Source organism: Pseudaminobacter soli (ex Zhang et al. 2022), assembly GCF_014595955.1.
GTDB classification, from domain to species: Bacteria; Pseudomonadota; Alphaproteobacteria; order Rhizobiales; family Rhizobiaceae; genus Kumtagia; species Kumtagia pseudosoli.
The window spans coordinates 463198-488676 of the sequence record NZ_JABVCF010000003.1 but is presented as its reverse complement, the minus strand read 5'-3'; the positions used below and the strand labels follow the sequence as shown (position 1 = coordinate 488676).

Below are 25479 nucleotides of genomic sequence, written 5' to 3'. Positions count from 1 at the left end.
GCTTGTGCGGCCACACGCAGAACGCGTGGTAGATTGTGGAGATGGACCAAATGTGAAAGAAGCGGCATTTACTCCTGTCGCCGGTTCACAATATGCAACCACGTCTAACAGGAAGCCATCGACCGAACCCGGCCGCGTACAGGAATTGCAAGAGCCTTTGATGAGAAAACTGGCTGGCCTTCTGGGCCTGCGCAGGCATGCGGACAGGGAACGCAGGGCGCGACTGAGACTCGATACCGCCGGCGTCGCCATCTACGCGGTGGGCGATGTCCATGGCTGTCTCGACGAACTGCTTTCGCTGGAGCGCGCCATCGTGGCGGATGGCAAGGATCTGCCGGCCCGCAAGCTGATCATCATGCTCGGCGATTATGTCGATCGGGGACCGGCATCGTCGCAGGTCCTTGAGCATCTGATCGCCCCCGCACCCGCCGGGTTTGAACGCATCTGCCTCGCGGGAAACCACGAAGTCATGATGCTCGATTACATCGACGGCCGGCTCGGGCTGGCGGACTGGATGAGCATGGGCGCAGCCGCGACGTTGCATTCCTACGGCATCGACCAGGAGCGCCTCGTCCAGGTCTACCGATCCAGCCGGCAGGTCGACGAGGTGATCAGGAAGGCGATTCCGGCCCCACATGTGGCCTTCCTGAGATCTATGCCGATCCTGGTCGAGGCGCCGCGCTTCATTTTCGTGCATGCCGGCGTCCGTCCCGAACTCGACATCGCCCAGCAAACGGACGACGACCTGGTGCTCATCCGATCGGAATTCTACAAGCACTCTGCTCAGCTCAAGAAGTATGTGGTTCATGGCCACACGCCTACTGCAGAGCCGAAACTGGAAGACAAGCGCGTCAACATCGACACCGGCGCGGTCTTCGGCGGCAAATTGACCGCCTTGCGAATCTGGCAGGACAAAGGTTTGTATTTGACCAACTGACGGGCCGGCATTCGTCACGCCTTCCCGTCCATGCCCACCTGATCGACGTAGTAGGCGGAGTAGCGGTCGAGATACTGCTCGGAGCCGCCAAACGACCCATAGCGGGCCAGTTTCTTCATATCGGTCTTGTTGAGGATGATCCCGAGCACCTTGGCCGCGATTTGCGGTTCCGCCTGCAACGTGGCGCGAACCAGCGCGCGTGGCGTCCCGCCCCATTCGGCCACCATCACGAAGCCGTCAGCCAAAGGAGCGAAGGCCTTGGCGTCGACCACCGGACCGAGCGGCGGCAGGTCGACGATGATGTAGTCGTAGGCCGTGCGCGCGTCCTTGAGCAGGTCGCGCATCCCGGGTCCCGATATGAGTTCGCTCGTGTGCGATAGGCGTCCACGCACAGCCGCCGGCATCACTGCGAGTTTCGTCGAGCGGTCGACCAACACCGTGCTTCGCCAGGGTTGGTCGCCGACGATCGCTTCGACCAGCCCCTTGTCTGGCGTCAGCGACAGGCCGCGGCTCAGCCCGGGATTTCTGAGGTCGCCGTCGATCAGCAACGTTCTTGCGCCCTGGGAAGCGAGCAGGCCGGCGAAATTCGCAGCCACTGTGGTCTTACCCTCGCTCGGCAGCGACGAGACGAAACCAATCACCTTGGAGGGCCTGTCCTGCAGGACGACGTCGCTGGCGACCTTGGCGTTGCGTAGCGTTTCCGCAAACGAGGAGGCCGGTGCGTTGACGGCGACCCGCAATATCCGCGGAGTGACAGAGCCGCTTTGGTCTCGCGGCTGCCTGTCTCCGGGATTCGGGCCAGCCGCAACTGGGCTGGCTGCTGTGGTGAGGCGGGTACCCACGATCGGCAGGTAGCCAAGGAAGTTGATGTTGAGTGCGGAGCGGACATCTTCGCCGGTGCGGAAGAACCGCTCGCGGAATTCCTGCAAGGCACCTAATCCCGCTCCGGCAAAGAGACCTAGCACCAGCGACAGGCCCAGCACCATCGATTTGCGCGGGCTCGACGGCGAAACCGGATCGCCGGCCTCGGAGATCACGCGGGCCTTGGCGATGGGAAACGATTGTTGCTGCGAGGCTTCCTCGTGGCGCGACAGGAATGTCTGGTAGAGCGTCGCCAGCGCGGTGGACCTCTGCTCCAGCGCGCGTAACTGCACCATGGACTCGCTGGTTTCGGAACTCTGGCCGGCCATGTGGCCGACATTTTCGCGCAACGAGGTCTCACGTGCCTTAGCGACTTCGTATTCGTTGCGATAGCTTTCCGTGATCTGCTTCAGTTCCTGGAAAATCTGTTTCTCAAGATCGGCCTGCTCGCGACGCAGCGCAACCGCCTGGGCATGCTCTTCGCCGAAGCGGGCGGCAATCTCCTGCTGGCGCTTGGAGACGTTGAGATAACGGGCCTTGAGATCGTTGATGACGGCGCTGTTGCCGCTATTGGACGGGATCGTCGCATTCCTGACGGCGTTCTCCGGACCGCTGTCGATGATCGACTTGAACTGACTGTAGCGGCCAAACGCGTTCGCGGTGTCGGCTTGCGCAACAATCAACTGGCTGTTGAGGTCGGAGAGTTGCTGCTCCGAGATCAACTCACCGCGCGCCGCGGTCAGTCCGTTTTCTGCGCGGAACTTTGCGACCTCTAGCGCCGCGGCCTGTGAACTTTCGCGCAATTCGTCGAGGCGGCCTTGAAGCCAGATAGTGGCACGCTGGGTGGCGTCGAAATTGGCGTCCAACTGATCGGAAAGGTAGGCCTCAGCATAGGCGCGCGTAGTTGCGCCGGCAAGTTTGCGGTCATTGGATCTGAACGAGACATCAATGACATAGCTGCGCCCTGCCCGCTCGGCCGATATCGAGCTTTGCAGAAGCGCAACGGCCTTTCCGATTTTGGCATTCTCGACCGAAGCGGCCGATGGCGCCGGGCCGAAGGAAAACAATCCGACGATGCTCTTGATCTGATCCTTCATCCATCCGATCGGCGAGCGCGGCGGATTCAGGAATGCCTCGTTCTCATGCAACTTCTCGGCAAGCACGACGGCGCGAGCGAGACGGGCGGATTTCAGGATCTCGACCTCGCTCGAGATCATCGAATCCGCCTGCATCCGAACCGGGGCCGCATCTTTCTCCTCGGCGAATTTGGTGAGGCTGTCGTCAAGCAGGATGCGCGTCGAGGCGGTGTATTCCGCTGGCGTGAACACAAGATAGAGGGCGCCAAGCACAAGACCGACCGCTGCGCAAAGCGCTGCGACCCTCGCCTGCCGGATCGCGATCGCGGCCAGCCGCTCCAGGTCGATGAAGCGATCTGCATCGTCGGTTGTCATCGACAGTCGGCTGGTCGGCGGAAAGCTGGTTTGATGCATGATCCTCGCAGGCGTCGATCGCCGCTTCTGTTCTCTTGGCTGCTGGTCAGGAGCCGCGAGGCGGCATCAAACATTTGTATGGGGCGAGAATGCGTTTCCCGCGCCATCTGTGACGCAAGTTCGTCCGATCCCATGTTTCCACAGCCGGACGCTCTGTCCGGCTGTGGCATAGGTGATGCGTGCTCAGGCCGCTTCGGCGCGAGGTTCCACTGCCGCCACCATCTCGGCAATCGGCTCGAAGACGAGATCGCGCATGTCGCTACGGGCAAGCGCGAAGGCCACGTTGGCCTGGATGAAGCCTTCCTTGGAGCCGCAGTCGAACATGCGCCCGTCGAACGGGTGAGCATGGAACTGCTGGCTTTGGGCAAGCCGCTTCATGGCATCGGTCAACTGGATCTCATTGCCCGCGCCGCGCTCCTGCGTGCCAAGAAGCTCGAACACTTCCGGCTGCAGGATGTAGCGGCCATTGATGTAGTAGTTTGACGGAGCGACGGCGGGGGCCGGCTTTTCGACCATCTCCGTAACGACAAATCCCGAGCCGACGTCCTCGCCTTTGCCGACGATGCCGTATTTGTTTGTTTCGGTCGGATCGCACTGCTCGACGGCAATGACATTGCCGCCCGTCTTCCCGTAAAGCTCCATGACGCCGGCGAGGCATCCCTTTTTCCCGAAAGAAACCATATCCGGCAGAAGAAGGGCGAAGGGCTCGTCGCCGACGAGGTCGCGGGCGCACCAGACCGCATGCCCGAGGCCGTGCGGCGCCTGCTGTCGCGTGAAGCTCACTGCTCCGGCCGGCAACTGCATTGCCTGCAGTGTCTCGAGTTGCGCGTGCTTTCGCGACTGGGTCAGTGTGTCGAGTAGTTCCGGCTGGATGTCGAAATAATCCTCGATCACGTGCTTGTTGCGCCCGGTGACGAAGACGATGTGCTCGATGCCCGCCTCCAGGGCCTCGTCGACGGCATATTGCACGACAGGACGATCGACCACGGTCAGCATTTCCTTCGGCATGGCCTTTGTGGCCGGAAGGAACCGCGTTCCGAGGCCGGCAACCGGGATCACTGCTTTCCTGACTTTGTTCATCTCATATCCCTCATGGTAATTGCGCCACCCCGCCCAATTCCGTGATTTCGTCTATCCGGTCTGTTGGAGCGTCTTTCGCGAACAGAACGGTGTACCGAGCCGACGCAGCCTGGCTGCGATCGGCATTCTCAGATGCCTGACCGCCATCGGATCGCGTAGCGCGGTCTTCATCGCCTTCAACGGCGCGTGCTGCTTCAGATGCTGCACGATGGTGAGGAAGGACTTAGCCTCTTCAAGGCTGCGCACGCGCCTCGCCTGCGCCGCTTGCGCCGCGGGATCCAGCGGGTGGTCCCGCACGAAGGCTTCATCGGCCGCCATCATCGCTTCGACGTGGTCTAGCTTGAGCACGCGGGAGATGGAACTCGATCGAATGTGGTAGGCGTATCCCGGCTCGGGCACGACGATGCAGCGGCCGCCTCTCGCCAGCGCCGAGGCGAGAAAAACATAATCCTCGCCGATGCGCAGCGTTTCGATGTAGCGGAGCGCGTTTCGTTCGATGAAGCGCCGTTCGAAGATCGGCTTCATGTAGCCGAACGAAAAGGTCTCCTCGAACAGCATGTTCGCCCCGATGAAGTCGGCGAGACGGAGCTCAGAAAATTTCGCCAATTGCGCCGGGGCAAACATGATCGTTTTGGTGCCGCTCGTTTCTTGTACCACTCCGAGATTGTCGACCGCGATCTGGGCATCGGCCGTCTCGGCGCGGCGGATCATCCGGGCGAGACGGTCCGGATAGACCACGTCATCCGAATCGAGCACTGCGATCCAGCGGCCGCGCGCGATCTCCAGTCCGGCATTGCGCGCCCCGCCCGGGCCGCGGTTTTTCTCAAGTTCGACCACCCGCACCAGTTCGGCCGGGAAGGAGCGCGCCACCTCGACGGTCCGGTCGGTGGAACAATCATCGACGACCACCACCTCCACGGTCACGTCGCGCTGGGCCAGCGCACTTTCGATGGCGCGCGCGATCGACCGTTCCGCGTTGAAAGCGGCGATCACGAAGCTCACGTCAGGCTGCATCGGCGCGTCCACTTGCCGGTTCGCCGTACTGACGGATCTCGCGGATGCCGAGCAGCCCGCTGACCACTCCGGAATGCATTATGCCGCGCAGAACGAAGCGATTGCGCCTGACAGGTGCGATCGCGAGCGCCGCGGCGGCAGCGAAGCAATAGCCCGCCTTCGCCGCTGCAAGCACGACCTGCCGCAAGGTCGCGAGACCCTGGCGGGTCTCGCCGACCAGCCGGCCATGGGTCTGGCCGAACCTGAACCGGCGTTTCGTCAGCCAGGAGAACTGCGAGCGGTTATGAGGAACCCGCTCGTAGACCGTCGCTTGCGGCGCATAGGCGATCGAGCCGCCCGCCTGGTGCAACTGCGTAAAATACTCGGTGTCCTCGCCGCCCGTCCTGCCAAGCGCAAGATTGAAGCGGCGTTGCGCAACATGCGGTGAGGTGCGGCGCAGCAGAACGTTGCAGGTATATCCGGTGCGGATCTCGCCCTTGACCCACACGGGAGCGGTCGAATGAAAATCGCCGCGCTTCATCCAACCGGGCGCATCATCGGAATAAACGGCCTGCACCGGCCCGAGCACCGCTTCCGCGCAGGTCGACTCGGCGACTTGGACCAATTCCGTCAGCCATTCCTCCGACGCCGTCTCATCGTCGTCGATGAAGGCCAGGAAATCGCCCGTGCTGTTTTCGACGCAGGCGTTGCGTGCGATGGAAATGTTGGATGCGGGGCAGTGCACGTAGACGACGGGGAAGGGGATCTCCGCCGCCAGCGCATAGACCCTTTCCCGGGCGCTCGGCACGACATCATTGTCGGCAACGATCACTCTAACAGTCGCATTCTCTGGCACGGTCAGCGCGCCTATTGAGAGGAGCGTGTCGTCCAGTTCGCGCCTGCGGTAGGTGCATACGCAAACATCAATTCGCAAGTTTTCACCTTTTGTCATGCTGCAGGCGCCTCGCGCTTTCGGAAATCGAGTAGCTGCAACCAGAAGCCCGCCGACCATGCGAGGTGCATGACCATGGCGGAAAACCCGGCGAGCGGACCGTAGGGATTGCGCTGACTGACGGCCATCCACGCGCCGTAGCCGAGGCAGGCCGCCGCCCACAGCCCAGCCGGGACCAGCGCGGCAAGGCTCAGGAACGCCAACGACATGCCGACGACCACCGGGAACACCATCAGCGGAATCATCTGCCGGATCTTCGGCACCGCCCGGTGTTTCAGGATGTTCTTGGCGCGGCCCCTGCCGTAGCCTAGATACTGCCGGAACAGGGCGGGCACCGAGGCGCGCGGGTAATAGACCATGAAAGTCTTGTCGGTCATCCAGATGCGATGGCCCGCCGCCCGCAGTCGGTAGTCGAGTTCGGCGTCCTCGTTGTGGCTGAAGCTCTCGTCATAACCGCCGACGGATCGAAATGCCGACACACGCATGAAGGCATGATGTCCATGGTCGGTCCAGTGACCTTTGGCGCCGTGCCGGTGGGGGGAGCCGCCGTTCCCGAGTCGCGAATTCTGGGCAATGGCGGTCGCCTTCTGAAAGGCTCCGAAGCCCTTTGTCGCCATCGAAACGACGACGGAAGCAGCTTGCGTCGCTTCGGCTTCGTCGATCAGCCGATCGCAATAATCCTCGGGATAGTCGCCGTGGGCGTCGATCCGGATAAAGCTCTCGAACCAGTCGCCGAACTCCTCGACCGCAAGGTTCACCGCCGCACTCTGGATTTTCCTAGCATTGTGCAGCAGCAATACGTGCGGGTTCGCCGCCGCGATGGCCTTCACGATCTCCTGCGTTCCATCGACGCTGCCGCCGTCCACAACCACGATCTTCATTCCGAGGCGGTTTGCCGACGGACTCAGCCGCTCGATCAGCGCCTCGATGTGTTCCGCTTCGTTCAGGCAGGGAATCACCGCCATGCACGGCAGCACCGGGACGGAGCCCGTCGTCTGTCTGCTCATCTCACTCACCGATTTACGCTGCCTGCAATGCCGCATCGAATGCAGTCGAGCTGGCCAGGGACCTCAGCCTGTCGACAAGCGCCCGGCAGTCGCGGAGATCGCTGACCCACGTCCCGCGGTCTTCGCTCAGGATCTTTTGCCGGGCGGCCGCATAGTTGCCGGCGTCCATACCGCCGAGGCGCGCGCCGAGCGCCGAAACCGACGCTTCGTCGAGCAGAATCCCCATCTGGCGCTCGGCAAGGAACCGGCCCGTTTCGGTCTGCCTCATCGCGATCGGGACCGCTCCGTAGCGGCAGCCTTCATAAAGCCGGTTGGGTAGCAGCCAGCTTGAATTCAGCCCTTCCTCGAAGAAGTCGATCGCCCAGGCGAAATGCACCTCGCCATAGATCCGGGCGAGGTCTTCCGGGTTCCGGTAGGCGCCCTCGAAGCGGAGATGCGGTTCGGAGCCGACGAATGCATCGAAATCGGGAAATTCGGAATAGGCCGGCCGACCGCGCAGGACGACCTCGTAACGGCCTTCCATCCGCCGGGTGAACTCGGCGAGTAGTTGCAGCGACTTTCGGCAGCGCAACGCGCCGAACCAGCCGATCTTCCATGGCTTGGGGCTCGAAGCTTCGATGACGTGGCTTTCCCCATCGACGGAATTGCCAGAGAGATCGAGCACCTTGTTTTGCAGCAGCATGACCGGTGCGTCGATCTGCCCGAGGCGCTCGAAGTAATCGCGCACGAAGGCGGGCGAACTGGTCATCAGCAACGCGGCATCCCTGCCAAGCGCGCGTTCGGCACCGCGCATCGCCCTCGACACGCGGTTCTGCCCGAGCAGCAGGCGGTGGATGTCGAGGCATTCGTAGACGACAGGGATATCGCCTGAAAGCAACGTCCTGGCCCGCTTGGCCAGCGCCAGCATCTCAAGATTGCGGCCAATGATGACGTCGGGCTTCGCAACGCCCTTCAGCTTGGCGCGCAGCGACAGCGCGGCCTTTGCAATCGCAACAAGCCGTTGCCCGAACTTGCCGTCTTGCGTCGGCCCCAGATCGATCGGCGAAAGCCCCTCAATCTGTGCAGTCGCCGGATGCGCGGCCCGGCGAAACCCGGCCAGCGTCACCTTGGCTCCGCCCGCTTGAAGCATGATCACCCGACGGCGGACGGCCGGATCGGAGAGATCGTGCACGAGATAGAGAACGTGCAGCATGGAAATGGAATTCACCCCTGCCTGCTTATTTCAGCTTGCAGACGATGGATTCGGGGAACTGGCAGGCATCGCCGGCAGCGGTGAATGCGACCCGGTCGATTTCGGCGGCAATGGGGCCTTCGGGCTCTGCGAATGTGCCCATCCACGACTTCAGCGTGTCGGTGCCCCACAGGCTGATGTAGATTTTTGATAAGTGGCTCGGCACTTTGTCGGGGTCGGTCGCTTCACCGACGAGTTCGCCGTTCACGTACCAGCGGATGCGCTCCTTCTCCCAGACGAAGGCATAATCGTTGAAGGCCTTATCGGCGCCGCCGGGAACTGCCACCAGTTTTTCAGGGCCGACGCTTTTCCCGTCGACGTACGTATTGATCTGCACCTTCGAGGGGTTCTTGCCGAGAACCTCGAAGTCGATCTCGTCATGCGGCTGCTTGTGAGCAGGCCCGATATAGGTGAAGAAGCCCGTGTTCAGGCCTGATCCGGCCACGGCCTTCATGCGAATTTCGTAGGTGCCGTAGCCGTAGCGGGGGTTGGTCTGGACTTCGCCGCAGACATAGGCGCGATCCTTCGTCTGCTGCTTGGCGAAGCCCAGCCGGAGCGTTCCATCGGCGACCTTCACCTGCCCCTTCGACCAGGTGCAGTTCTGATGATTGCCATTCGACCAGCCATCTGAAACGTACCAATGCTTTGTATCGAGCCGGTCGAAATTCTCGACAAAGGATTTTTCTCCCACGAGATCCTGCGCGAGCGACGCGCTCGGATTGAGTGAGACAAGGAGCAGTCCAGTGGCGAGGACAAGCAGTTTGAGGTTGGTTCCGGTCGTGCTGGTCGCGTTCTGAATCACAAGACCCTCATTCGTATCTTGGCAGCGTCCTCCCAGCGCGGCCCGTCCAAATCACAGCAAATGCTGCGCGGTGAATTGGAGCATGGGGTAGGATCAGAATGTGACGTGCGTTCGAACTTACGATAACGTTTTGTGAGCGCTCGTTACCCCCGCCCTGGCGGCACGGCATCGGCGGCAAGGCCTTCCGCAGCGTTCTCCTGGGAAAACTCCTCCACTTGGCTGCGCAGGCCGATCACAAAACCGATCTGCCTTTCCAGTGATTGGATGCGCCCGCTGTATCGGATCATCGTATCGGTCATGTCATCGATCTTCGACGACATGGAGGACGCGACACTATCGTTCTCCAGGGCCTGATAGGAAAACGCGGCATCGGCGGCCAATTTGTCGTAGCGGTCACGGAGACCGTTTCGCTCGCGCTCTATTTCCACGCGAAGATCGTCCAGCATGCGATCGAGCCGCTGCAGTCGGCCTGCATCTGTGTCTCGGTCCCGATTCGGGTTTCGGACTTGAAAGCGAAACAGCGCCATTGCGATTCGATCCCTTGCTTGCGTCCACAGCGAAGCCCATCGACGCTGTGCCGAATGCTAGCTGCCGGAACCGACACTTGCCTCGGGCACCTGCCTCTTGCGCAGCAACTGCAGTAGCTTCCGCATCAATTCCCGCTCGGTCAACAGGACAAGGATGGCATAGATGATGCTGCCCGCCAGGCCGCAAACGATCACCTGCAATACCGCGCTCGGCACGTCTTCCTTGATGTGATCGAGCAGGAATCGGACCGCGATGGCCATGATGAGGGCGGTGACCATCGGTCGGCTGGTTACGTAGAGGCCTGAGAGGAACGCCGTCCCGTCGGTGCGAAATACCGCCCATGAATAGCCGACCAGCGTGAGCGCATTGGCGACGCAGAGCCATATCATCGCTTCAACCAGCCCGCCCGTCATCACGCCGTAGGTGACACAGCCATAGACGAGAATCGCCCGAATCACCGCGACCCACCACAGCACATTGCTCTGCCCGGCGCCCTTCAGATAGGGAATGAAGGTGCTGCAAGGGGTGAGAATGCCCTTCGACAAGGCGAGCAACCCTAGGATCGGCCAGGCATAGGCCCATTGCGGCCCGAAGATCAGCAGCATCCCAGGCTCGGCAATCGCCCAGATACCGAACATCATCGGAGCCAGGAAAACGGTCGACACCTGGGTGCTGAGCATCAGCGCGTGCGACCGCCGTGCGCGATCCTCGTTCATATGACTGAATGCCGGAAAGAGCACGCCCATCAATGCCGACTGCACGACCTGGTTCGGAATGCTCGAAAACCTGTTTGCGGCCGAATAGGCGCCGGCATCGGCAAGACCGAGGTGGCGTGAAATGATGACCAGCGGAGACTGGAAGGTGATGAAATTGAAGATCTCCGAGCCCATGACCCCGAGGCTGAATTTGGCAAGCCCCCGAAGCTTGCCGAAGGACATGACCAGGCGCGGCCTGTAGCGGCTTGCGTAGAAGAGCCCCGCCAGCCGGACCACAGCCGATACGAAAAGCTGCGCCACCAGCGCCCAAACACCCCACCCTAAGAAGGCCAGTCCGAGCGCTGTCATCGCGCCGATCGATTCAGAAAGCACGCTCCAGGTCGCGTCCTTGCCGAAGGCCATGTTCCGCGCCAGCAACGAATAGGCCACATCGCCGCACAGTTGGATCGGAATAAGGAATGCCATGACCCTGACGAGGAAGGCGGCGTCCGCGGCGCCGAGCAGTTCCGCCAGGATATCCGCCCATACATAGAGGCCGGTCGCCAGCGCGCAGGCCATCAGCAGATTTGCCCAGAAGACGGAGTGTAGCGTCTCCGATTCGAGGTCGCGCCCGAGCACCAGCGAGGCCGCAAGACCGGCGCTGCCGACCATCGTCAGAAACAGCACGACGGTGTGGGCAACGGCGACGACACCGAACTCCTCGGGGGAGAGGATACGGGCGAGAAGCGGCACGGTGACAAACTTCAGCCCGAATGTGGTTGTCTTGGCCAGTACGCTCCAGCCGACATTATTCGTCACAGTTTTCAGGTTAATGGCAGGCGACATGGACGAGCACCGTTGTTTGTAAGCGGGTCTTGTCCTCATCCGGACCCCGAATCAGGCCCCGACCGGGAAGTCCCCGGGAGCCCGCAAACCTCCTAGATTTGATAAGGCGCGAAAAAATGACGAAGTGCACCGTCATCATCCCCTACTATCAGAGAGAGCCCGGCATCCTCGCGCGCGCACTGAGGTCGGTGTTCGCGCAATCGCATCCGGATTTCGATGTGATCGTCGTGGATGACGCCTCTCCGTCGCCGGTCGAGATCGAATTGGAGGGATTTTCGCTGGCCGAACGGGCCCGCATAACGGTTATCAAACAACCGAATGCCGGTCCCGGCGGGGCGCGCAACATGGGCCTCGACCACGTGCCCGCCGACAGTTCCTATGCAGCCTTTCTCGATTCGGACGACGAGTGGACACCCGACCATCTGAAGCACGCGACCGCTGGCCTCTCACGTTTTGGCGCAGACTGCTACTGGGCCTCGATCAAGGGCGGTGAAGAGTTTCATTACCATTTCGGCGTGTCCGCGCTGGCCGAGGTCACCACGGTCACCCGGCTTTCCGACGAGCCGCCACTGGTGGAAATCCCGAATCTCGCAGGCGTCATGCTGAAGAACTGGAGCTTTCTCCACCTCTCCTGCATGGTGATCGGCAAGGACCTGTTCCGTAAGGTCCGCTTCGAAGCGGCCTTGCGGCTGGCCGCCGAGGACGTCCTGTTCTTCTACGACTGCGTTCGAGGCGCAAAGCGCGTCATCCTGAGCGACGGGATAGGGGCTACGCGCGGCGAAGGCATCAACATCTTCCACGGCCTGGACAGCGATTCGCCGCTCTTCCTCAAACAGCAGTTCAACACCTGGGTCGCGCTCGACCAACTCGAAAGCCGCTTTTCCCACGCGCCGGAAGACAAGGCCTCGATCGAAGCCTACAAGCAGGTGGCGCGCCGACAGGCGCTATGGGGGCAGATGCGGCTGGTTCGCCGCCGAAAGGCGCCACAGCTTGGGCTTCTGGCCGAATGGGCCTGGCGCGATCCCAAGATACTACGCAGCGCGGTGGAACTCGCCGTCGCCAAGATCACCCGCTAGCGATTGGGACGACATGCATCCTTTTTATTGGGAATCCGAACACGGCAATTTTGGCGACGACCTCAATCTCTGGCTCTGGGACTTTCTTCTCCCCGGCTTTCGCGAGGTTCACCCCGAAACGCTTCTCGTCGGTGTAGGCACCGTCCTCAATCAGGCGCTGCTGCCGAAGAAAACACCGAAACTCGTCGTCGGAAGCGGCTTCGGATATGGCAAGCTGCCGGACTTTTCGGATCCGTCCGAATGGGACATTCGCTGCGTGCGCGGTCCGCTGACGGCGGGCAAGCTCGGCCTCGACCCTGAGCTTGGCATCATCGACCCGGCGGTCATGGTCGCCGACATGCCGGAATTCACAAACCTGCCGAAGACCCAGGATGCGATCTTCATTCCGCACTGGGAATCGACGGTGGGCGGCATTTGGCCGATCGTCTGCAACGCCGCCGGCCTGGTCTATGTCGATCCGTGCGGCGAGGCGAAGTCCGTCATCCGGGCGATCGCGCAGTCGCGGCTGGTGGTCGCCGAGTCGATGCACGCGGCCATACTGGCCGACGCTTTCCGCGTGCCTTGGGTCGCGGTCAGCACATCGCACAACATCAACAGCTTCAAATGGCAGGATTGGGCGGAAACCGTCGGCGTTGCCTATAAGCCCCGCTACGTGCCGGTTTCCTCGAGAGCCGAGGCGATCACCAAGGGTACACGCTTCTGGGGCGTGGATTTCGGCAACAGGGGGCCGCAACCCGACAATCCCAACAGCCGCAGCTTCGACGACAGCCTTGTCATGACGCGCAGCGATCCCCGTCCCTCTGCGCTTCGCAGTGTGGCAAAGCAGCTTCTGGCGGCACCGTCCATCCGTGCCTTGCGCCAGGCAAGCAAGGCGCACCCGCAATTGAGCGCCGATGGTGCGCTGGCCGAGCGTAAGGAGCGCTTCCGAGAAGTTCTTGCCGGAATACGCCGGGATTACTTCTGAGCGACCGTTGCCGGCAGCAGGTAGCGGAGTGTCGCGGGTTTTGCGGTGTCGGGCTTGCGGCGCGCCGTGAAGGCGGCCAACTTGTCGGCCGCGATCCCGCCAGCGATCGCAGGGATCGCGGATGGGTTCGCCAAGGCGTAAAGCCCCGCTTTCCAGGTCCCGGCCTCGGCCTTCACGTCGAGAAAGCGACGCAATTCGTAGCGCCCGCGAATGTGGCGTTCGTGTTGTCGGAGAATGGCTGCGCTCTCCTTCGGCAGCCCGGGCGTGGCGAGGATCGCCCGGTCGGCCTCGTACAACCGCTTCAGGTCGAGCGTGCGATGCCGGCCGCTAAGCGAATCCGGTCGAACGACCGCGCCATAGCCGCATCCGTGGACGATCTTGTAGCGCGCGCCATTCAGCAGTGCGCGCGCGTAGAGGTCGTAATCCTCGCCCAGCCGCAGTTCCTCCTTGTACCGAAGCCCATGGGAGTCGAGAAAGGACCGGCGCATGACCGGCTTGAGGAACCCTATCTCGCCACGCGTAGCGCCGCGCCTGGAGATGTTGCCTTCAATGAAGCCGCGAAGGTCGAGCAAGCGTGGCGCGGCCTCGAACTCCGGCACGTCGGGCTCCACCACCTGGCCTCGGCCATCCACGAAAACGATGTTGTCGGCGACGAAATCCCAGTCGTCCTCCGCGAGCAGCTGGTCGAAGCGTCCGGACAGGAAAAAGTCATCGGCATCAAGGATTGCGATCAACGGAGCGGACGAGTTGGCGATGGCGTGGTTGCGGGCAAAGGCCGGTCCCTGGTTGGTATTGAGCGACAAGACCCGCAGGCGACCGCTGCCGTCATCCGCCGCCCGCGACGTCGCGGCCGTTTCGTCGGTCGATCCATCGTCGACGACGATCACTTCGGCAACACGATCCTCGCGCAAGGCCGAACGGATGGCGCGCGCGATCGTGCCGGAAGCATTTTTTGCCGCAATGATGACGCAGACGGTGGCTGCGGATGTCATTCACACCTCGATCAATCCGTTCCGGAAACGAAGCAGACCAAGCAGCATTGGTCTGCACACGGCCGAATCGGCGTACTGACACTACCGATTCGGACTGGAACTCGGATTGTTCGCAGTTGCGAACGGCGATTTGATGACAGGCGAGCGATCGCTCGTCTTACGAATGACCTGAGTGGGGTACCTCAGGCAGGCGACCCACCTTCCGCGCCTGCGGAATTTCGTTCGGCGCGTTCTGCAATTCCGCCTCGTTTGCCGCGCTTTCGACATGCCTCGTCTTGTCGGCCGATCGCCACACGAGGAACAGGACAACTGCGAAATAACCGACCTGTATCAGGACCGCGCAGATCAAGGTCTGAACGAACGTCGTCCAGAGCGACTGCGTCATCACGTAGGTAGTAATCGCGACAACCAGCAGGACGCCGACAAGGCCCCGAAGGAAGAGCAGAAAGGACATTTCTATGCCCTCGCGTCGTCCGAACGCGATTTCGCGTCCAAAATCATTCGCACATTTCCTCTGAAATGTCCGGCGCCAGTGGTCTGCGGATATTCGGGCTGCGCGCCAATCCCGACATCATATATTCGCGTGGGCGAGGCTCGGCAATATGGCCGACTTAATCCTTTTATGTGCTTTTTGACGGCCGCGTCGCTCAACCAATTCATCGTAAACACTGCGTTGAGATGCGCCATCAACAAGACAATCATAGAAACGAATAGGCGTATAGGGGGGTTGTATAAGTCATAGTTTATAATAACGACGCGGAAATGTAATGTCAGTGCCAAAGGTAAAAATTTATACTTGTGACAATCTGCATGTACAATCTAGGCTCCACAAGAGTCACGCTGGGTAAGCACATGTGTAACCGTGCGTCACACAATATGATCTGACGATATTTTCGCGGTTCAAATTTTGGACACATGCGTGGCCCATTGGTCGCGGCGCATTTGTCATGTTGCGTTGCAGCATTTTGAGTCGTTCGACCATTTGGAGCAGCAAATGAAATCCGCCGTCAGATTGGCCAACTCGACCTACCGACTCCGATCGGCTTCCGGGAATCACCCGCCGATCGGCGGGGTTTTCAAGCGCGGTTTCGACATAATCGGCGCCTCTGCGGGTATCCTCCTGCTGAGCCCGCTGCTTCTTATGCTGGCGATGCTGGTGAAGTTCTCGGATGGTGGACGGGTGCTTTATGGCCACCGCCGAATCGGGCGGAACGGCCAGGTTTTCCAATGTCTCAAATTTCGCACCATGGTTGAAAATGGGGATGAGGTCCTGTCGGCCTACTTCGCTAAGAATCCGCAGAGCCGCGAGGAATGGCTGGCTACCCGCAAGCTGCAGAACGACCCTCGCGTCACCCGCATCGGCGCCGTGCTGCGCAAGCTCAGCCTCGACGAGTTGCCTCAGTTGTTCAACATCCTGCGCGGCGATATGAGCATCGTCGGCCCCAGGCCGGTGGTTAAGGACGAACTCGAACTCTACGGCGCGGCTGCGGACTGCTATCTGAAGTCACGCCCCGGCCTTACCGGACTGTGGCAAATCAGCGGCCGCAATGACGTTTCCTATTGCACGCGTGTCGCCTTCGACCGGCACTATGTCGAAAACTGGTCCTTCCTTTTCGACCTCAAAATCATCGTCAAGACGGTTCCCGCCGTCTTCTCGTCTCGTGGCAGCTACTGATTCGCGCAGCGTGCGCGCGTTTACGGCAGCGCCGGAAAGGCTTGTCTTGAAAGCGAAACTCACCAACTGCCGGGCCGCATGGCTCGGCCTAGGACGTTCCTTCCTCACGGGCGCGACGAAACTCGCCATGGTGCTGGCAGCGTTGACCGTGGTTTCGGCGCAGGCTGCGGACTATCAGCTGGGAGCCATGGACAAGGTCCGCATCCGCGTTGCCGAGTGGCGGACCGCGGAAGGCGCGGTTCGCGACTGGTCGACGATCAGCGGCGACTATACCGTTGGCCCCTCGGGCAATATCTCTTTGCCATTCGTCGGCGAAATGGCCGCCACCGGGAAAACGACGTCCGAGATCGGTGAGGCAATCAGCGAGACATTGCAGCAGAAATTCGGACTCCTCGACCGCCCGGACGCGTCGGTTGAGCTCGCCGAATTCCGGCCTGTCTTCATTTCCGGCGATGTTCAGACGCCCGGCAGATATCCCTACGCTCCAGATCTGACCGTACTGAAGGCCGTCAGCTTGGCCGGCGGAGTACGCCGCGCGGCCGATGCCGGTCTGCGCATTGAGCGCGATTTCATCAACGCCCGCGGCAACTACGAGGTTCTGATCGCCGAGCGGAATGGCCTCATGGCCAAGCGGGCGCGGCTGATTGCCGAAGCCGGGGGCGTCGAGCAGATCGATTTCCCGAAGGAGCTTCAGGAAACCGCCAGTGGCAAGAAAATGATTGCGGATGAAACCGCTTTCAAGGAAGCGCGCGAGAAACGGCTGAGCGTGCAACTTTCGGCGCTCGATGATCTGAAAGGGCTGCTGGAGAGCGAGGTGGCCTCGCTGGAAAAGAAGATCGCAAGCCAGACCCGACAGATAGAGCTTTCGCGCAAGGAACTGAAGGGTATCGGCGACCTCGCCGACAAGGGCCTGGCGGTGAATTCCCGGGTTCTTTCGATCGAGCGTTCGACCGCAGATCTGGAGACCAAGGTCCTGGACATGGAGACCTCGGTCTTGCGGGCCAAGCAGGACATAAGCAAGGCAACTCAAGACGCGACCAACCTGCAGAACGAGTGGAACGCCGGGATCGCGCAGGAACGCCAGCAGTCGGAATCCGCTATCGAACAGCTGAACCTGAAAATCTCGATGTACAGGGACCTGATGGCTGAAGCGCTGGCGCGCGATCCGATGGCCGCGGGCGCAGGCGCTGACGCGTCACCCGTGATCAGCTTCTCCATAGTCCGTGAAGCGAAAGGCAAGACGACGGAGATGCCGGCCGAAGAGAACACTCCCGTTCTGCCAGGCGACGTCATCAAAGTGGGCATCGCGGCAATGCCGGGCAACTAGCGCCTGCTCGCGGCGGAACTGGCCATGAAGATTGCAAAGGCGAGTCTTGTCAGCCCGGACCACAATTTCTGGTACGGCTTCGTCGCGATCGCCGTCTCTACCTTCATCCTGGCCTACTCGGCGCGTTTCGGGCAGGTCTCGGTGCTTGCCTACTATGCGCTGTGGCTGCCGCTGATCCTGGTCGACTATCGGCATTCGCTGGGCAACTACGCCCGATTCTACTGGATCATCGCTTTCGGTCTGTTCGCCTGCCTGTCGATATTCTGGTCCGCGGCGCCCGGCGTCACCGCACGCGCGGGCGTGCAGTATATGTCCCACATCGTCTGTGCGCTGATCGCGGCGCGGACCGTTAATGTGCGCACGATGGCGCTCGGCATGCTCGCCGGCGTCATTGTTGTGCTGCTCTACTCGCTTGCCTTCGGCGGCTATCACTATGATCCGCTGGACGGCGATTACAGCTTCGTGGGCGCTTTCGCCTCCAAGAATCAGCTCGGCTTTTTCGCCTCGCTCGGCATCTATTTCGCCCTTGCCTGCCTCTTCGTCCTGGGCGAGCGTGGCTTCTGGAGGGTCCTTTCCGTTCTTGGCGCATGCCTGTCCGGCTATGCGCTGATTGCCTCGCAGTCCGCCACATCGATCATAGCAACCGCAGCCACGCTGGCCGTCATGGTCGGCCTCGGCCTTACCATCCGGTTCGCGCCGCGCACCAGGAAGGCCCTATTCGCGCTCGGCATTGTACTCTTGCTTGGACTCGTGTTCGTCGGACTGAATCTTGGCGGCATGGAGATGGTGCTCGGTGCCTTCGGCAAGGACGCGACGCTGACGGGGCGAACCTATCTCTGGGCGGAAGGTATCGCTGCGGGCTGGCAGTCTCCGGTCCTCGGCGTCGGCTATTACGCCTACTGGGTCCAGGGCTTTTCCGAAGCCGAGCGTCTCTGGGAAGAATTCTACATCGGCACCCGCAGTGGCTTTCATTTCCACAACACCTACATAGAAGTCTTCGTCGAACTCGGCTTCATCGGACTTCTGCTTGCCGGTCTGATCATCATCCGAGTCTGGATCGGCCATCTGCTCCGCATTCTCCACGGTGACGATATCGCGCGCTCCCACCTACTGTTCGGCGTCGCCTTCATGCTGCTGGTGCGCTCCTTCTTCGAAGTCGACGTGATGCACCCCTACGCGATCGGATCCTTCCTGCTCTATTATTCGGCCGGCCTGCTTGCGGCATCGAAACCGGCGCCCAGCCTGGGATTCCCCGCCGCCCAACCAGCTTCGCATGTGCTGGTTGCTCACACCCGATGAACAGACTGCATGGCATCCAGTATCTGCGCGCCATCGCCGCCCTTGCGGTGGTGGTCTTTCACGCGGTCGAACGCACTGGCGGGCATTTCGCCATCGGTGCGGCCGGCGTGGACGTATTCTTCGTCATCAGCGGCTTCATCATGTGGGTCATCTCCGCGCGCAGGCCGACCACGCCCGCCCGGTTCCTGCGCGATCGGCTGGAGCGCATCGCACCGGTCTACTGGATAGCGACCGCCATCATGGTTGCCGGCGCGCTTGCCGGTCTGTTCCCGAATTTGAAGCTCACGCTTGGCCACGTACTCGGTTCTCTGTCCTTCATTCCGCATCAGTCGCCGAGCAACGGGCAGATCTGGCCGGTTCTGGTCCAGGGCTGGACGCTGAATTACGAGATTTTTTTCTACGTGGTTTTCGCCGCGTGCCTGCTGCTGCCGTCACGGTTCAGGCTCGCGGGCTTGGCGGCCGTGCTGGTTGGCCTGGCTGGATTCGGCTTCGTCCAGGGCAGCGGCAATCCATTGTTGGCGACTTACACCAACCCGATCATCCTGGAGTTCCTGATCGGCGTTCTTATCGGCAAGCTCTGGCTGGACGGCAGAATTCCCTCGCCTGCGACGGGCGCTGTCCTGATCATTGGCGCGCTCCTTGGTTTCGCGGTCGTCGGCGCGACCCATCTCGGTTTCGGCCCGCTATCTTTCGGTACCTTGGCTGCTGCGCTACTGATCGGCGTGCTCGCCCTGGAAAAGGGCGGCGCGGTTCGTCATGTCCGGTCGATGCTCTATCTCGGCGACGCGTCCTATTCGGTCTATCTCTTCCACACCTTCGCGATTTCGGTCGTCGCCAAGCTGGCTGCATTGCTGTCGATACCGGCTGAGACGGCAATGCTCCTTGCCGTGACATCAGGCGTGGCGGTCGGCGTTGCGGCCTACGAAATGCTGGAAAAGCCCTTGATCGCAGCCGTCAAGGGCTTGCGGAGCGGGCAAGGCCGCCGGAAGTCGGTCCAGGACAACCCGCCGGTCCCGGAGAGCGTTTGAAATCCGGCTCCCGTGGGCTCGCTTGACCAGGTAAGACGGAGAGGCGGTAGAGACGCCTCGCCGCAGCCCGGGCGAAAACCCGCATCCGAAACCTTGCGAGGCTCAACACAGGGCTGACATAGCCCGTATCCGAATGTCGATAGTGGCAGTGCCGCAGTTCCAGCCGATTTGTCGCGGCCTGTTGACAAGAATCAAAGACGATCTCGGACCGATTTGACAAAAGTTGGGCTGCTTCGAAGGCCCAAAGGTATTCAGTAGCCACACGCCGGACCCCACGATGGAGTCCGGCCGAGAGAGCCGGGCGAGTTTGCCATACCAGCCGAAGGCACATCGTTGCGGGGATCGATGGATCGCTGATCACAACCGTTGACGCGGGGTAGGAGCGTTCCGCCCGCGTGCTTCCACGCGCTGCAGAAGGAAAGCCCAATCCTTCGGGACCTGGCCGCCCGCAACGAACTCAAGATAGTCGCGGCCATGCATGACGTCGGCAGTGGGCGGATCACCTTCCTGGACTAGAGGCTGCGGTGCCGCCGTGCGTTGCGGGGGTTGTTCACAGAAGAGGAGATCGTCATGAGACTCGCATCATTGGCCGCCTTGGCTTGCGGGACGGCGTTGCTCTGCGGAGCATCGGACGTGACGCCGGCCGCTGCCCAGGTCGCGCCTGCCGGGCCGGCCCAGCCCAACATCATTTTCATCATGGGCGACGACATCGGCTGGAACAACATTGGCGTGTACAACCAGGGCATGATGTCCGGGCGTACGCCCAATCTTGACCGGCTCACCGCACAGGGCATGCGCTTCACCGACTACTATGCCGAGGCAAGCTGCACGGCCGGCCGAGCCAACTTCATCACCGGCGAACTGCCGATCCGCACCGGACTGACCACAGTCGGGCAGGCCGGGTCGCCGCTCGGCATGCCGGACGAGGCCCCGACGATTGCGACTGCGCTGAAGTCGATGGGCTACGCCACCGGCCAGTTCGGCAAGAACCATCTCGGCGACCTCAATCGGTTCCTGCCGACCGTGCATGGCTTCGACGAGTTCTACGGCTATCTCTATCACCTCGATGCGATGGAGGACCCCTGCCACCCGAACTATCCGCAGGAACTGCGCGACAAGGTGGGCCCCCGCAACATGGTCCACTCCTTTGCGACCGACCGCGACGACCCGACCGAGCAGCCGCGCTGGGGCAAGATCGGCAAGCAGCGGATCGAGGATGCCGGCCAACTCTGCCCGAAGCGGATGGAGACCGTTGATGACGAGATCCTAGATGCCACGTTAAAGTTCGCGGACAAGGCGAGGGGCGGTGGCAAACCCTTCTTCATCTGGCTCAATCCCACCCGGATGCACGTGATCACGCATCTCTCGCCGAAATACGAGGGGATGCGCACGTCTCAAAACGGCTGGAGCGTCGAGGAGGCCGGTTTGGCGCAACTCGATGACGTCGTCGGCTCGGTCATGAAGTACCTCGACGAGAACCGTCTCAGCGACAACACCATCGTCGTCTTCTCGACCGACAACGGTGCAGAGAACTTCACCTGGCCGGACGGCGGCCAGACGCCGTTCGCCGGCGGCAAGGGGACGGCGCTCGAAGGCGGCTTCCGGGTTCCGGCGATCATCCGCTGGCCTGGCAAGGTGCCAGCGGGCAAGGTCGAGAACAGCATCATGTCCGGTCTCGACTGGTTCCCGACCCTCGTGGCAGCGGCAGGTAACCCATCGATCATCGACGAATTCAAGGCCGGCAAGAAGATCGGCGACACGACCTACAAGGTCCATCTGGATGGCTACGACCAGACAGCGCTTATCACAGGCCAAGGTCCCTCGAAGCGGAACGAGATCTTCTATTTCACCGAGTCCACTCTGGGCGCGGTGCGGATCAACGACTTCAAATACCGCTTCACCGACCAGCCGAACGGCTGGCTGGGCGCAACGGAGAAAGTCGACTGGCCAATTCTTACCAACCTACGGCTCGATCCGTTCGAGCGCACAGGCATCTCCGACGGCAAGAGCGGCTCGCTCGCCTACTACAACTGGTTTGCCACGGAGTTCTGGCGCTTCGTCTTCGTGCAGCAGGAAGTCGGGAAGGCAGCGCAGAGCTTCATCGAATTTCCGCCGATGCAGAAGGGCGGGAGCTTCAACATGGAGTCGGTGAAGCAGCAGATCGAGCGGTCGATCCATTCCCCGCAGGGCCAATGATAGGCCGTGCTCGAGAAATTTGAGGGCAACGCTTCACTCCAGGGGCGATAGCTGCCGTTCGAGAGTCAGGGCGAATACGCTGGTGAGTTGGCTTGTCGGAAGCTCGGGCGCTGCGCTGCCGAGAGCTGCCAGAGCCGACGCCGGGACGGCAGTATTGGTCGGGCTACCCCAAGGGGTCGGGATCACGGAATACTCCTGGGGAAGAAAGGGCAGGGCGCGCGCGGTCAGCAGCCCGTTCAGCACCGCGACGACCCTGCCTTTTCGGCAATCGACGACCGGAGATCCGGACGCGCCCGCATTGAACAGGAGGCGGTTCGGCCCTTCGACTTCGACCAGAGCCAATCCCGCCAACTCGTCGGCCGGGTCGTCTGTCTCGCGCACAATCGCCCGCGCAGCGCGCATCTGCCCGTCGGGATAGCCCAAGACCAGGACGGTGGTATCCTTCGCCGGCCTGGTCGGCTCTAGGGCGAGGGCTTGCGCATCCGGGAAGGGATTTTCCAGTTCCAGGATAGCCACATCGGTCGGCCATCCCGCCCGACTGTCCTCACCGGGGCCGGGAACTCTGACCTGATCGGCCACCCTGATCCGGACCCGGATAGTTCTCTCCGGCCTGCCTCCGGCCGCCGCCTGGGTAAGCTCAGCCTCCTGCCAGGCCTTGGCCAAAAGATCGCTGGCAAAGTGCGCGGCCGTAACAAGAAGCCTGGGCGAAGTGTAGAGCCAGGCCGTGGCGCGTTCGCCGACGATATCCTTTGCAGGCGTGCCTGCAGGCCGTGGCTCCTCGAAATACCACGCGATGCTGACGACCGAAGAGGCCAGTTGCGAAGGATCGACGCACGGGGATCCCTGTGCCTCTGCGCTCGGAGTGTCCCATCCGAGGCTGAGAAAGATGAGACTAAGGATCAGGGCGACCGTCCGCGACTTCGCCCGGACCTGCGATGAGGCGTCCATGCAATCCTCGATGTTCCGCTGCTGGACTTGCGGAACATCGAGGCGAAGAGAGCGCTACGTATTACGCGACAGATCCAGAAGTGCCTCGCAACTGTCCCGACTTCGAAATGTTCCATCGGCTGGATGATGCAGCGGTCCGGGCTGGGCGCGCGTCCGTTTTGCCACAGGCGACTCCGCTCCGAAGCCCGCCTGTATCACAGGATGTGCCCTAATGGTGGAGCGTCACCGCGCGTGGGGGTGGGCGAAAGCCTTGCGCTGACCAGGTTCCGGGTCCGGACGGCTAGTGTTCGCTGGAGCGGGTAGCGGGAATCGAACCCGCGCGTTCAGCTTGGGAAGCTGACAGGCTACCATTACATCATACCCGCGCGGCAGCTTCGATAGCATGGGGCCGCACGGTTCTGCAATCCGCTTCGCACGGCAGAACACTATGCTCACCATCCAGTCTGCAGGAGAACTCGCGGGTCCGCCACTCAGGTCGGGAAGCCATGCTTGCGGACGATCCCCCATATCGTCCCGTTTATCTCGGCCAAAGCAGAGATGCTCGTCCTGATCCTGGCGATCTCAATCTCGTCGAGACGTATTTGATCTCATCCTTTTTGTCGAAGATCCGCATGAACTGCGTCATGCCGCGGCCACTCTCGGGATCGAACCCAATTGGCGCTCGGGCGCAATTTGGGCAGCCGGTTACATGAAGTGAAAGCCGTGCGGGCCTTGACCGCCGCCGGTCGCAGGATGCTTGGATTCCTGTATGGCCGATGGAGCAATGCGGGGGACTAATCACCGTATAAGTAATACGTCACACGTAGTACTTGCAGATCAAAGCCGCTGCGTATTAGTCTTAAAGGTTGGGTGCAACACATGCTCCGCTGAGAGTTTGTATGGACACTATTATTCGATATCTCGGTCATGCAGGATTTATCGTTATACATAGGCATACAACAATACTAGTTGATCCATGGTTCTTTCCTGCGTTTCTGAAGTCATGGTTTCCGTACCCGGACAATCGTTTTCTCCTAGATGCAGTCTACGGCCTCAAAGCAGACTATCTTTACGTATCGCATTTGCATCAGGACCATTTCGACCGTCGTCTGCTCGAGAGATTGGACAAGTCCATCAAGATACTCGCTCCGAACTATCGATCGCGCAGCTTGGCCAGAAAATTCCGCGGGCTCGGGTTTGAGAACCTCATTCCGCTCGACCACAAGCAGTCGATCGAAGTTGCCCCCGGCCTGACGGCGACGATGTATCTCGACACGAGCCACAAGGAGGACAGCGGGCTTCTGCTGGAAACCGACGGGTTTCGTTTTCTTGATTTGAACGACTGCAACACCCGCATCTCCGAACTGCCCACGGACATCGACGTGCTGGCGGCCCAGTACTCGGGCGCCATGTGGTACCCGAACTGCTACGACTACCCGCCCGATGTAATGCTGCAGAAGGTGGAGGCCGTCCGGCGCGATCTGATGGATACGCTGGTCCGCAAGGCCCGCATCACGAAGGCCAGGTATTATATCCCGTCGGCGGGGCCGGCCTGCTTTCTCGACCCCGTTCTCATGCACTACAATGACAGGGACCGGACGATCTTCCCGATTTGGGAGAATGTTTCAGACGAGTTCGCTGTGGCCTGTCCGGAGGTTGAGGCGTTGCGGCTGCAGCCGGGCGACCGGCTCTTGTTCGACAAGCCTGAGCAGGAGCCTGTCCACGAACTGTCTGCGGACCGGCGTGTATCCGAAGACCTCGACGACTATTCCCGGCGCCGCAAGGACGACTGGGGTGAATTCTACCGCGAGGCCGAGCGGCCTATCGCCCCAGAAGAGCTCGAGGCCTATTTCGCGCGGCTGCAGCGCAGGAACAAGCACTTTCTTGCCGACTTCAGCAAGGATGTCCGGCTCGTTGCGGGCAGCAATGCCTGGAGGGTGCAGCTTGGCCAGCTTGCCGAGCACTTTGTCATCGAAGGCGAGGAGCCCTACGACCCCGAATATTCGTTCTTCATGTCGCCGCGCGTGCTGCGGCAGATCATCGACGGCCGAGAGGGATGGGAGGAGGCGCTGCTCTCCATGCGCGTCGTGCTCAAGCGTGAGCCCGACATCTTCGATTCACGTTTCATGGGCCTGCTGCGTTATGGCAACGAGCCGGTCCAGACGCTGCAGATGCTGCGTGAGACCTACAATACCGAAACGATCGAGCGCGATGGCCTGCGCATGCAGCGGTTCTGCCCTCATGCAGGAGAGGACCTGACCTATGCCATTGTGTGCGATGGCGTCATCGAATGTCCCCGGCACCATTGGAAGTGGAACCTGTGGACCGGCGAGTGCATTGACGGCGGCACGCTCCCGCTGCGGGTCGAAGTTATCGATCCCAACCTACTCCGCCAGAGCAGACACGATTAGGCGGAGCAGGCCACTGAAATTGTGCTTCAGCGGCACCTCCTTTCCGTCGCGTTGTTGCAATGACCCAATCAGATATATGGCCTTGCTGGTCTTCGACTGCTCTAGCTGTATTTCGGTACCGCACCTCAGGTCTGCTTGGAGTTCCGTCTTTTACTGAAGGTA

The 25479-nt window shown here is 61.3% G+C and carries 21 protein-coding genes and 1 tRNA gene; 9 read left to right on the top strand and 13 right to left on the bottom strand.

Translation table 11 applies throughout. The features are described 5' to 3' along the window. The first annotated feature begins 259 nt into the window (after nucleotides 1-259). Nucleotides 260-937: a metallophosphoesterase gene (locus tag HUI96_RS08185; protein ID WP_425299206.1), complete on the top strand. Its 678-nt coding sequence runs from the start codon at nucleotides 260-262 to the stop codon at nucleotides 935-937. Nucleotides 938-951: 14 nt separating this feature from the next. Here the strand turns inward: HUI96_RS08185 and HUI96_RS08180 are convergent, their stop codons facing one another. The 9 genes from HUI96_RS08180 to HUI96_RS08140 form a co-directional block, all read right to left on the bottom strand. Then, nucleotides 952-3249, bottom strand: coding sequence for a polysaccharide biosynthesis tyrosine autokinase (locus tag HUI96_RS08180; RefSeq protein ID WP_237684014.1), 2298 nt, complete (start codon nucleotides 3247-3249; stop codon nucleotides 952-954). Nucleotides 3250-3471: 222 nt separating this feature from the next. Then, entirely contained in the window at nucleotides 3472-4368 is an 897-nt protein-coding gene (locus HUI96_RS08175) for a UTP--glucose-1-phosphate uridylyltransferase (protein ID WP_188254135.1), read from the bottom strand. 51 nt (nucleotides 4369-4419) lie between these two features. Next, on the bottom strand, nucleotides 4420-5382 hold the full coding sequence (locus HUI96_RS08170) for a glycosyltransferase family 2 protein (protein WP_188254134.1): 963 nt from the start codon (nucleotides 5380-5382) through the stop codon (nucleotides 4420-4422). Further along, complete coding sequence (locus HUI96_RS08165) at nucleotides 5372-6313, bottom strand: glycosyltransferase (protein WP_188254133.1); 942 nt, start codon at nucleotides 6311-6313, stop codon at nucleotides 5372-5374. The genes HUI96_RS08170 and HUI96_RS08165 overlap by 11 nt, the downstream gene beginning before the upstream one ends. Further along, nucleotides 6310-7320 carry a glycosyltransferase family 2 protein gene (locus HUI96_RS08160; protein WP_237684013.1) on the bottom strand — a complete coding sequence of 337 codons (1011 nt, stop codon included), beginning with the start codon at nucleotides 7318-7320 and terminating at the stop codon, nucleotides 6310-6312. Before HUI96_RS08160 ends, HUI96_RS08165 begins: the two co-directional genes overlap by 4 nt. A 13-nt stretch (nucleotides 7321-7333) precedes the next feature. Beyond that, a complete protein-coding gene (locus HUI96_RS08155; protein ID WP_188254192.1) occupies nucleotides 7334-8512 on the bottom strand; it encodes a glycosyltransferase in 1179 nt (392 codons plus the stop codon). A 25-nt stretch (nucleotides 8513-8537) separates the two neighbouring features. Continuing rightward, nucleotides 8538-9311 carry a glycoside hydrolase family 16 protein gene (locus HUI96_RS08150; RefSeq protein ID WP_188254190.1) on the bottom strand — a complete coding sequence of 258 codons (774 nt, stop codon included), beginning with the start codon at nucleotides 9309-9311 and terminating at the stop codon, nucleotides 8538-8540. Between the two features lie 185 nt (nucleotides 9312-9496). Continuing rightward, nucleotides 9497-9799 carry a hypothetical protein gene (locus HUI96_RS08145; RefSeq protein ID WP_188254132.1) on the bottom strand — a complete coding sequence of 101 codons (303 nt, stop codon included), beginning with the start codon at nucleotides 9797-9799 and terminating at the stop codon, nucleotides 9497-9499. A 138-nt stretch (nucleotides 9800-9937) separates the two neighbouring features. Next, nucleotides 9938-11422 carry a lipopolysaccharide biosynthesis protein gene (locus HUI96_RS08140; RefSeq protein WP_188254131.1) on the bottom strand — a complete coding sequence of 495 codons (1485 nt, stop codon included), beginning with the start codon at nucleotides 11420-11422 and terminating at the stop codon, nucleotides 9938-9940. A 116-nt stretch (nucleotides 11423-11538) separates the two neighbouring features. Here HUI96_RS08140 and HUI96_RS08135 point away from each other — a divergent pair, with 116 nt between their 5' ends. Continuing rightward, entirely contained in the window at nucleotides 11539-12498 is a 960-nt protein-coding gene (locus HUI96_RS08135) for a glycosyltransferase family 2 protein (protein WP_188254130.1), read from the top strand. A gap of 13 nt (nucleotides 12499-12511) precedes the next feature. Beyond that, nucleotides 12512-13462 carry a polysaccharide pyruvyl transferase family protein gene (locus HUI96_RS08130; RefSeq protein WP_188254129.1) on the top strand — a complete coding sequence of 317 codons (951 nt, stop codon included), beginning with the start codon at nucleotides 12512-12514 and terminating at the stop codon, nucleotides 13460-13462. On the opposite strand, the gene HUI96_RS08125 is transcribed toward HUI96_RS08130, so the two are convergent. Together HUI96_RS08125 and HUI96_RS08120 are read right to left on the bottom strand one after the other, a co-directional pair. Continuing rightward, entirely contained in the window at nucleotides 13453-14454 is a 1002-nt protein-coding gene (locus HUI96_RS08125; RefSeq protein WP_188254128.1) for a glycosyltransferase family 2 protein, read from the bottom strand. The genes HUI96_RS08130 and HUI96_RS08125 overlap by 10 nt on opposite strands. A gap of 157 nt (nucleotides 14455-14611) precedes the next feature. Next, nucleotides 14612-14908, bottom strand: coding sequence for an exopolysaccharide production repressor protein (locus HUI96_RS08120; protein ID WP_188254127.1), 297 nt, complete (start codon nucleotides 14906-14908; stop codon nucleotides 14612-14614). Between the two features lie 540 nt (nucleotides 14909-15448). Here HUI96_RS08120 and HUI96_RS08115 point away from each other — a divergent pair. The 5 genes from HUI96_RS08115 (at nucleotide 15449) to HUI96_RS08095 (ending at nucleotide 21979) form a co-directional block, all read left to right on the top strand. Then, nucleotides 15449-16129, top strand: a complete 681-nt coding sequence (locus tag HUI96_RS08115) for a sugar transferase (protein WP_188254126.1) — start codon at nucleotides 15449-15451, stop codon at nucleotides 16127-16129. Nucleotides 16130-16256: 127 nt separating this feature from the next. Further along, nucleotides 16257-17456: a polysaccharide biosynthesis/export family protein gene (locus tag HUI96_RS08110; protein WP_188254189.1), complete on the top strand. Its 1200-nt coding sequence runs from the start codon at nucleotides 16257-16259 to the stop codon at nucleotides 17454-17456. A gap of 24 nt (nucleotides 17457-17480) precedes the next feature. Then, nucleotides 17481-18755: an O-antigen ligase family protein gene (locus HUI96_RS08105; protein WP_188254125.1), complete on the top strand. Its 1275-nt coding sequence runs from the start codon at nucleotides 17481-17483 to the stop codon at nucleotides 18753-18755. Continuing rightward, nucleotides 18752-19783: an acyltransferase family protein gene (locus tag HUI96_RS08100; protein WP_188254124.1), complete on the top strand. Its 1032-nt coding sequence runs from the start codon at nucleotides 18752-18754 to the stop codon at nucleotides 19781-19783. Before HUI96_RS08105 ends, HUI96_RS08100 begins: the two co-directional genes overlap by 4 nt. 570 nt (nucleotides 19784-20353) lie before the next feature. Further along, a complete protein-coding gene (locus tag HUI96_RS08095) occupies nucleotides 20354-21979 on the top strand; it encodes an arylsulfatase (RefSeq protein WP_188254123.1) in 1626 nt (541 codons plus the stop codon). Nucleotides 21980-22012: 33 nt separating this feature from the next. Here the strand turns inward: HUI96_RS08095 and HUI96_RS08090 are convergent, their stop codons facing one another. Both HUI96_RS08090 and HUI96_RS08085 read right to left on the bottom strand, forming a co-directional pair. Further along, complete coding sequence (locus HUI96_RS08090; RefSeq protein WP_188254122.1) at nucleotides 22013-22927, bottom strand: S1 family peptidase; 915 nt, start codon at nucleotides 22925-22927, stop codon at nucleotides 22013-22015. Nucleotides 22928-23218: 291 nt separating this feature from the next. Then, a tRNA-Gly gene (locus tag HUI96_RS08085) sits at nucleotides 23219-23292 on the bottom strand. A gap of 513 nt (nucleotides 23293-23805) precedes the next feature. On the opposite strand from HUI96_RS08085, the gene HUI96_RS08080 reads away from it, so the two are divergent. Then, the gene (locus HUI96_RS08080; protein ID WP_188254121.1) at nucleotides 23806-25317 is read left to right on the top strand and encodes an MBL fold metallo-hydrolase; all 1512 of its coding nucleotides are present in this window, start codon (nucleotides 23806-23808) and stop codon (nucleotides 25315-25317) included. The last annotated feature ends 162 nt before the right edge of the window (nucleotides 25318-25479 follow it).

What these genes read in the sequence shown, in the direction of transcription:
- HUI96_RS08135 (WP_188254130.1), top strand. Translation starts at nt 11,539, where the DNA reads ATGACGAAGTGCACCGTCATCATCCCCTACTATCAGAGAGAGCCCGGC.
- HUI96_RS08120 (WP_188254127.1), bottom strand. Translation starts at nt 14,908, where the DNA reads ATGTCCTTTCTGCTCTTCCTTCGGGGCCTTGTCGGCGTCCTGCTGGTT.
- HUI96_RS08105 (WP_188254125.1), top strand. Translation starts at nt 17,481, where the DNA reads ATGAAGATTGCAAAGGCGAGTCTTGTCAGCCCGGACCACAATTTCTGG.
- HUI96_RS08145 (WP_188254132.1), bottom strand. Translation starts at nt 9,799, where the DNA reads ATGCTGGACGATCTTCGCGTGGAAATAGAGCGCGAGCGAAACGGTCTC.
- HUI96_RS08175 (WP_188254135.1), bottom strand. Translation starts at nt 4,368, where the DNA reads ATGAACAAAGTCAGGAAAGCAGTGATCCCGGTTGCCGGCCTCGGAACG.
- HUI96_RS08080 (WP_188254121.1), top strand. Translation starts at nt 23,806, where the DNA reads ATGGACACTATTATTCGATATCTCGGTCATGCAGGATTTATCGTTATA.
- HUI96_RS08155 (WP_188254192.1), bottom strand. Translation starts at nt 8,512, where the DNA reads ATGCTGCACGTTCTCTATCTCGTGCACGATCTCTCCGATCCGGCCGTC.
- HUI96_RS08115 (WP_188254126.1), top strand. Translation starts at nt 15,449, where the DNA reads ATGAAATCCGCCGTCAGATTGGCCAACTCGACCTACCGACTCCGATCG.
- HUI96_RS08160 (WP_237684013.1), bottom strand. Translation starts at nt 7,320, where the DNA reads ATGAGCAGACAGACGACGGGCTCCGTCCCGGTGCTGCCGTGCATGGCG.
- HUI96_RS08090 (WP_188254122.1), bottom strand. Translation starts at nt 22,927, where the DNA reads ATGGACGCCTCATCGCAGGTCCGGGCGAAGTCGCGGACGGTCGCCCTG.
- HUI96_RS08125 (WP_188254128.1), bottom strand. Translation starts at nt 14,454, where the DNA reads ATGACATCCGCAGCCACCGTCTGCGTCATCATTGCGGCAAAAAATGCT.
- HUI96_RS08100 (WP_188254124.1), top strand. Translation starts at nt 18,752, where the DNA reads ATGAACAGACTGCATGGCATCCAGTATCTGCGCGCCATCGCCGCCCTT.
- HUI96_RS08170 (WP_188254134.1), bottom strand. Translation starts at nt 5,382, where the DNA reads ATGCAGCCTGACGTGAGCTTCGTGATCGCCGCTTTCAACGCGGAACGG.
- HUI96_RS08140 (WP_188254131.1), bottom strand. Translation starts at nt 11,422, where the DNA reads ATGTCGCCTGCCATTAACCTGAAAACTGTGACGAATAATGTCGGCTGG.
- HUI96_RS08180 (WP_237684014.1), bottom strand. Translation starts at nt 3,249, where the DNA reads ATGACAACCGACGATGCAGATCGCTTCATCGACCTGGAGCGGCTGGCC.
- HUI96_RS08130 (WP_188254129.1), top strand. Translation starts at nt 12,512, where the DNA reads ATGCATCCTTTTTATTGGGAATCCGAACACGGCAATTTTGGCGACGAC.
- HUI96_RS08110 (WP_188254189.1), top strand. Translation starts at nt 16,257, where the DNA reads ATGGTGCTGGCAGCGTTGACCGTGGTTTCGGCGCAGGCTGCGGACTAT.
- HUI96_RS08095 (WP_188254123.1), top strand. Translation starts at nt 20,354, where the DNA reads ATGAGACTCGCATCATTGGCCGCCTTGGCTTGCGGGACGGCGTTGCTC.
- HUI96_RS08165 (WP_188254133.1), bottom strand. Translation starts at nt 6,313, where the DNA reads ATGACAAAAGGTGAAAACTTGCGAATTGATGTTTGCGTATGCACCTAC.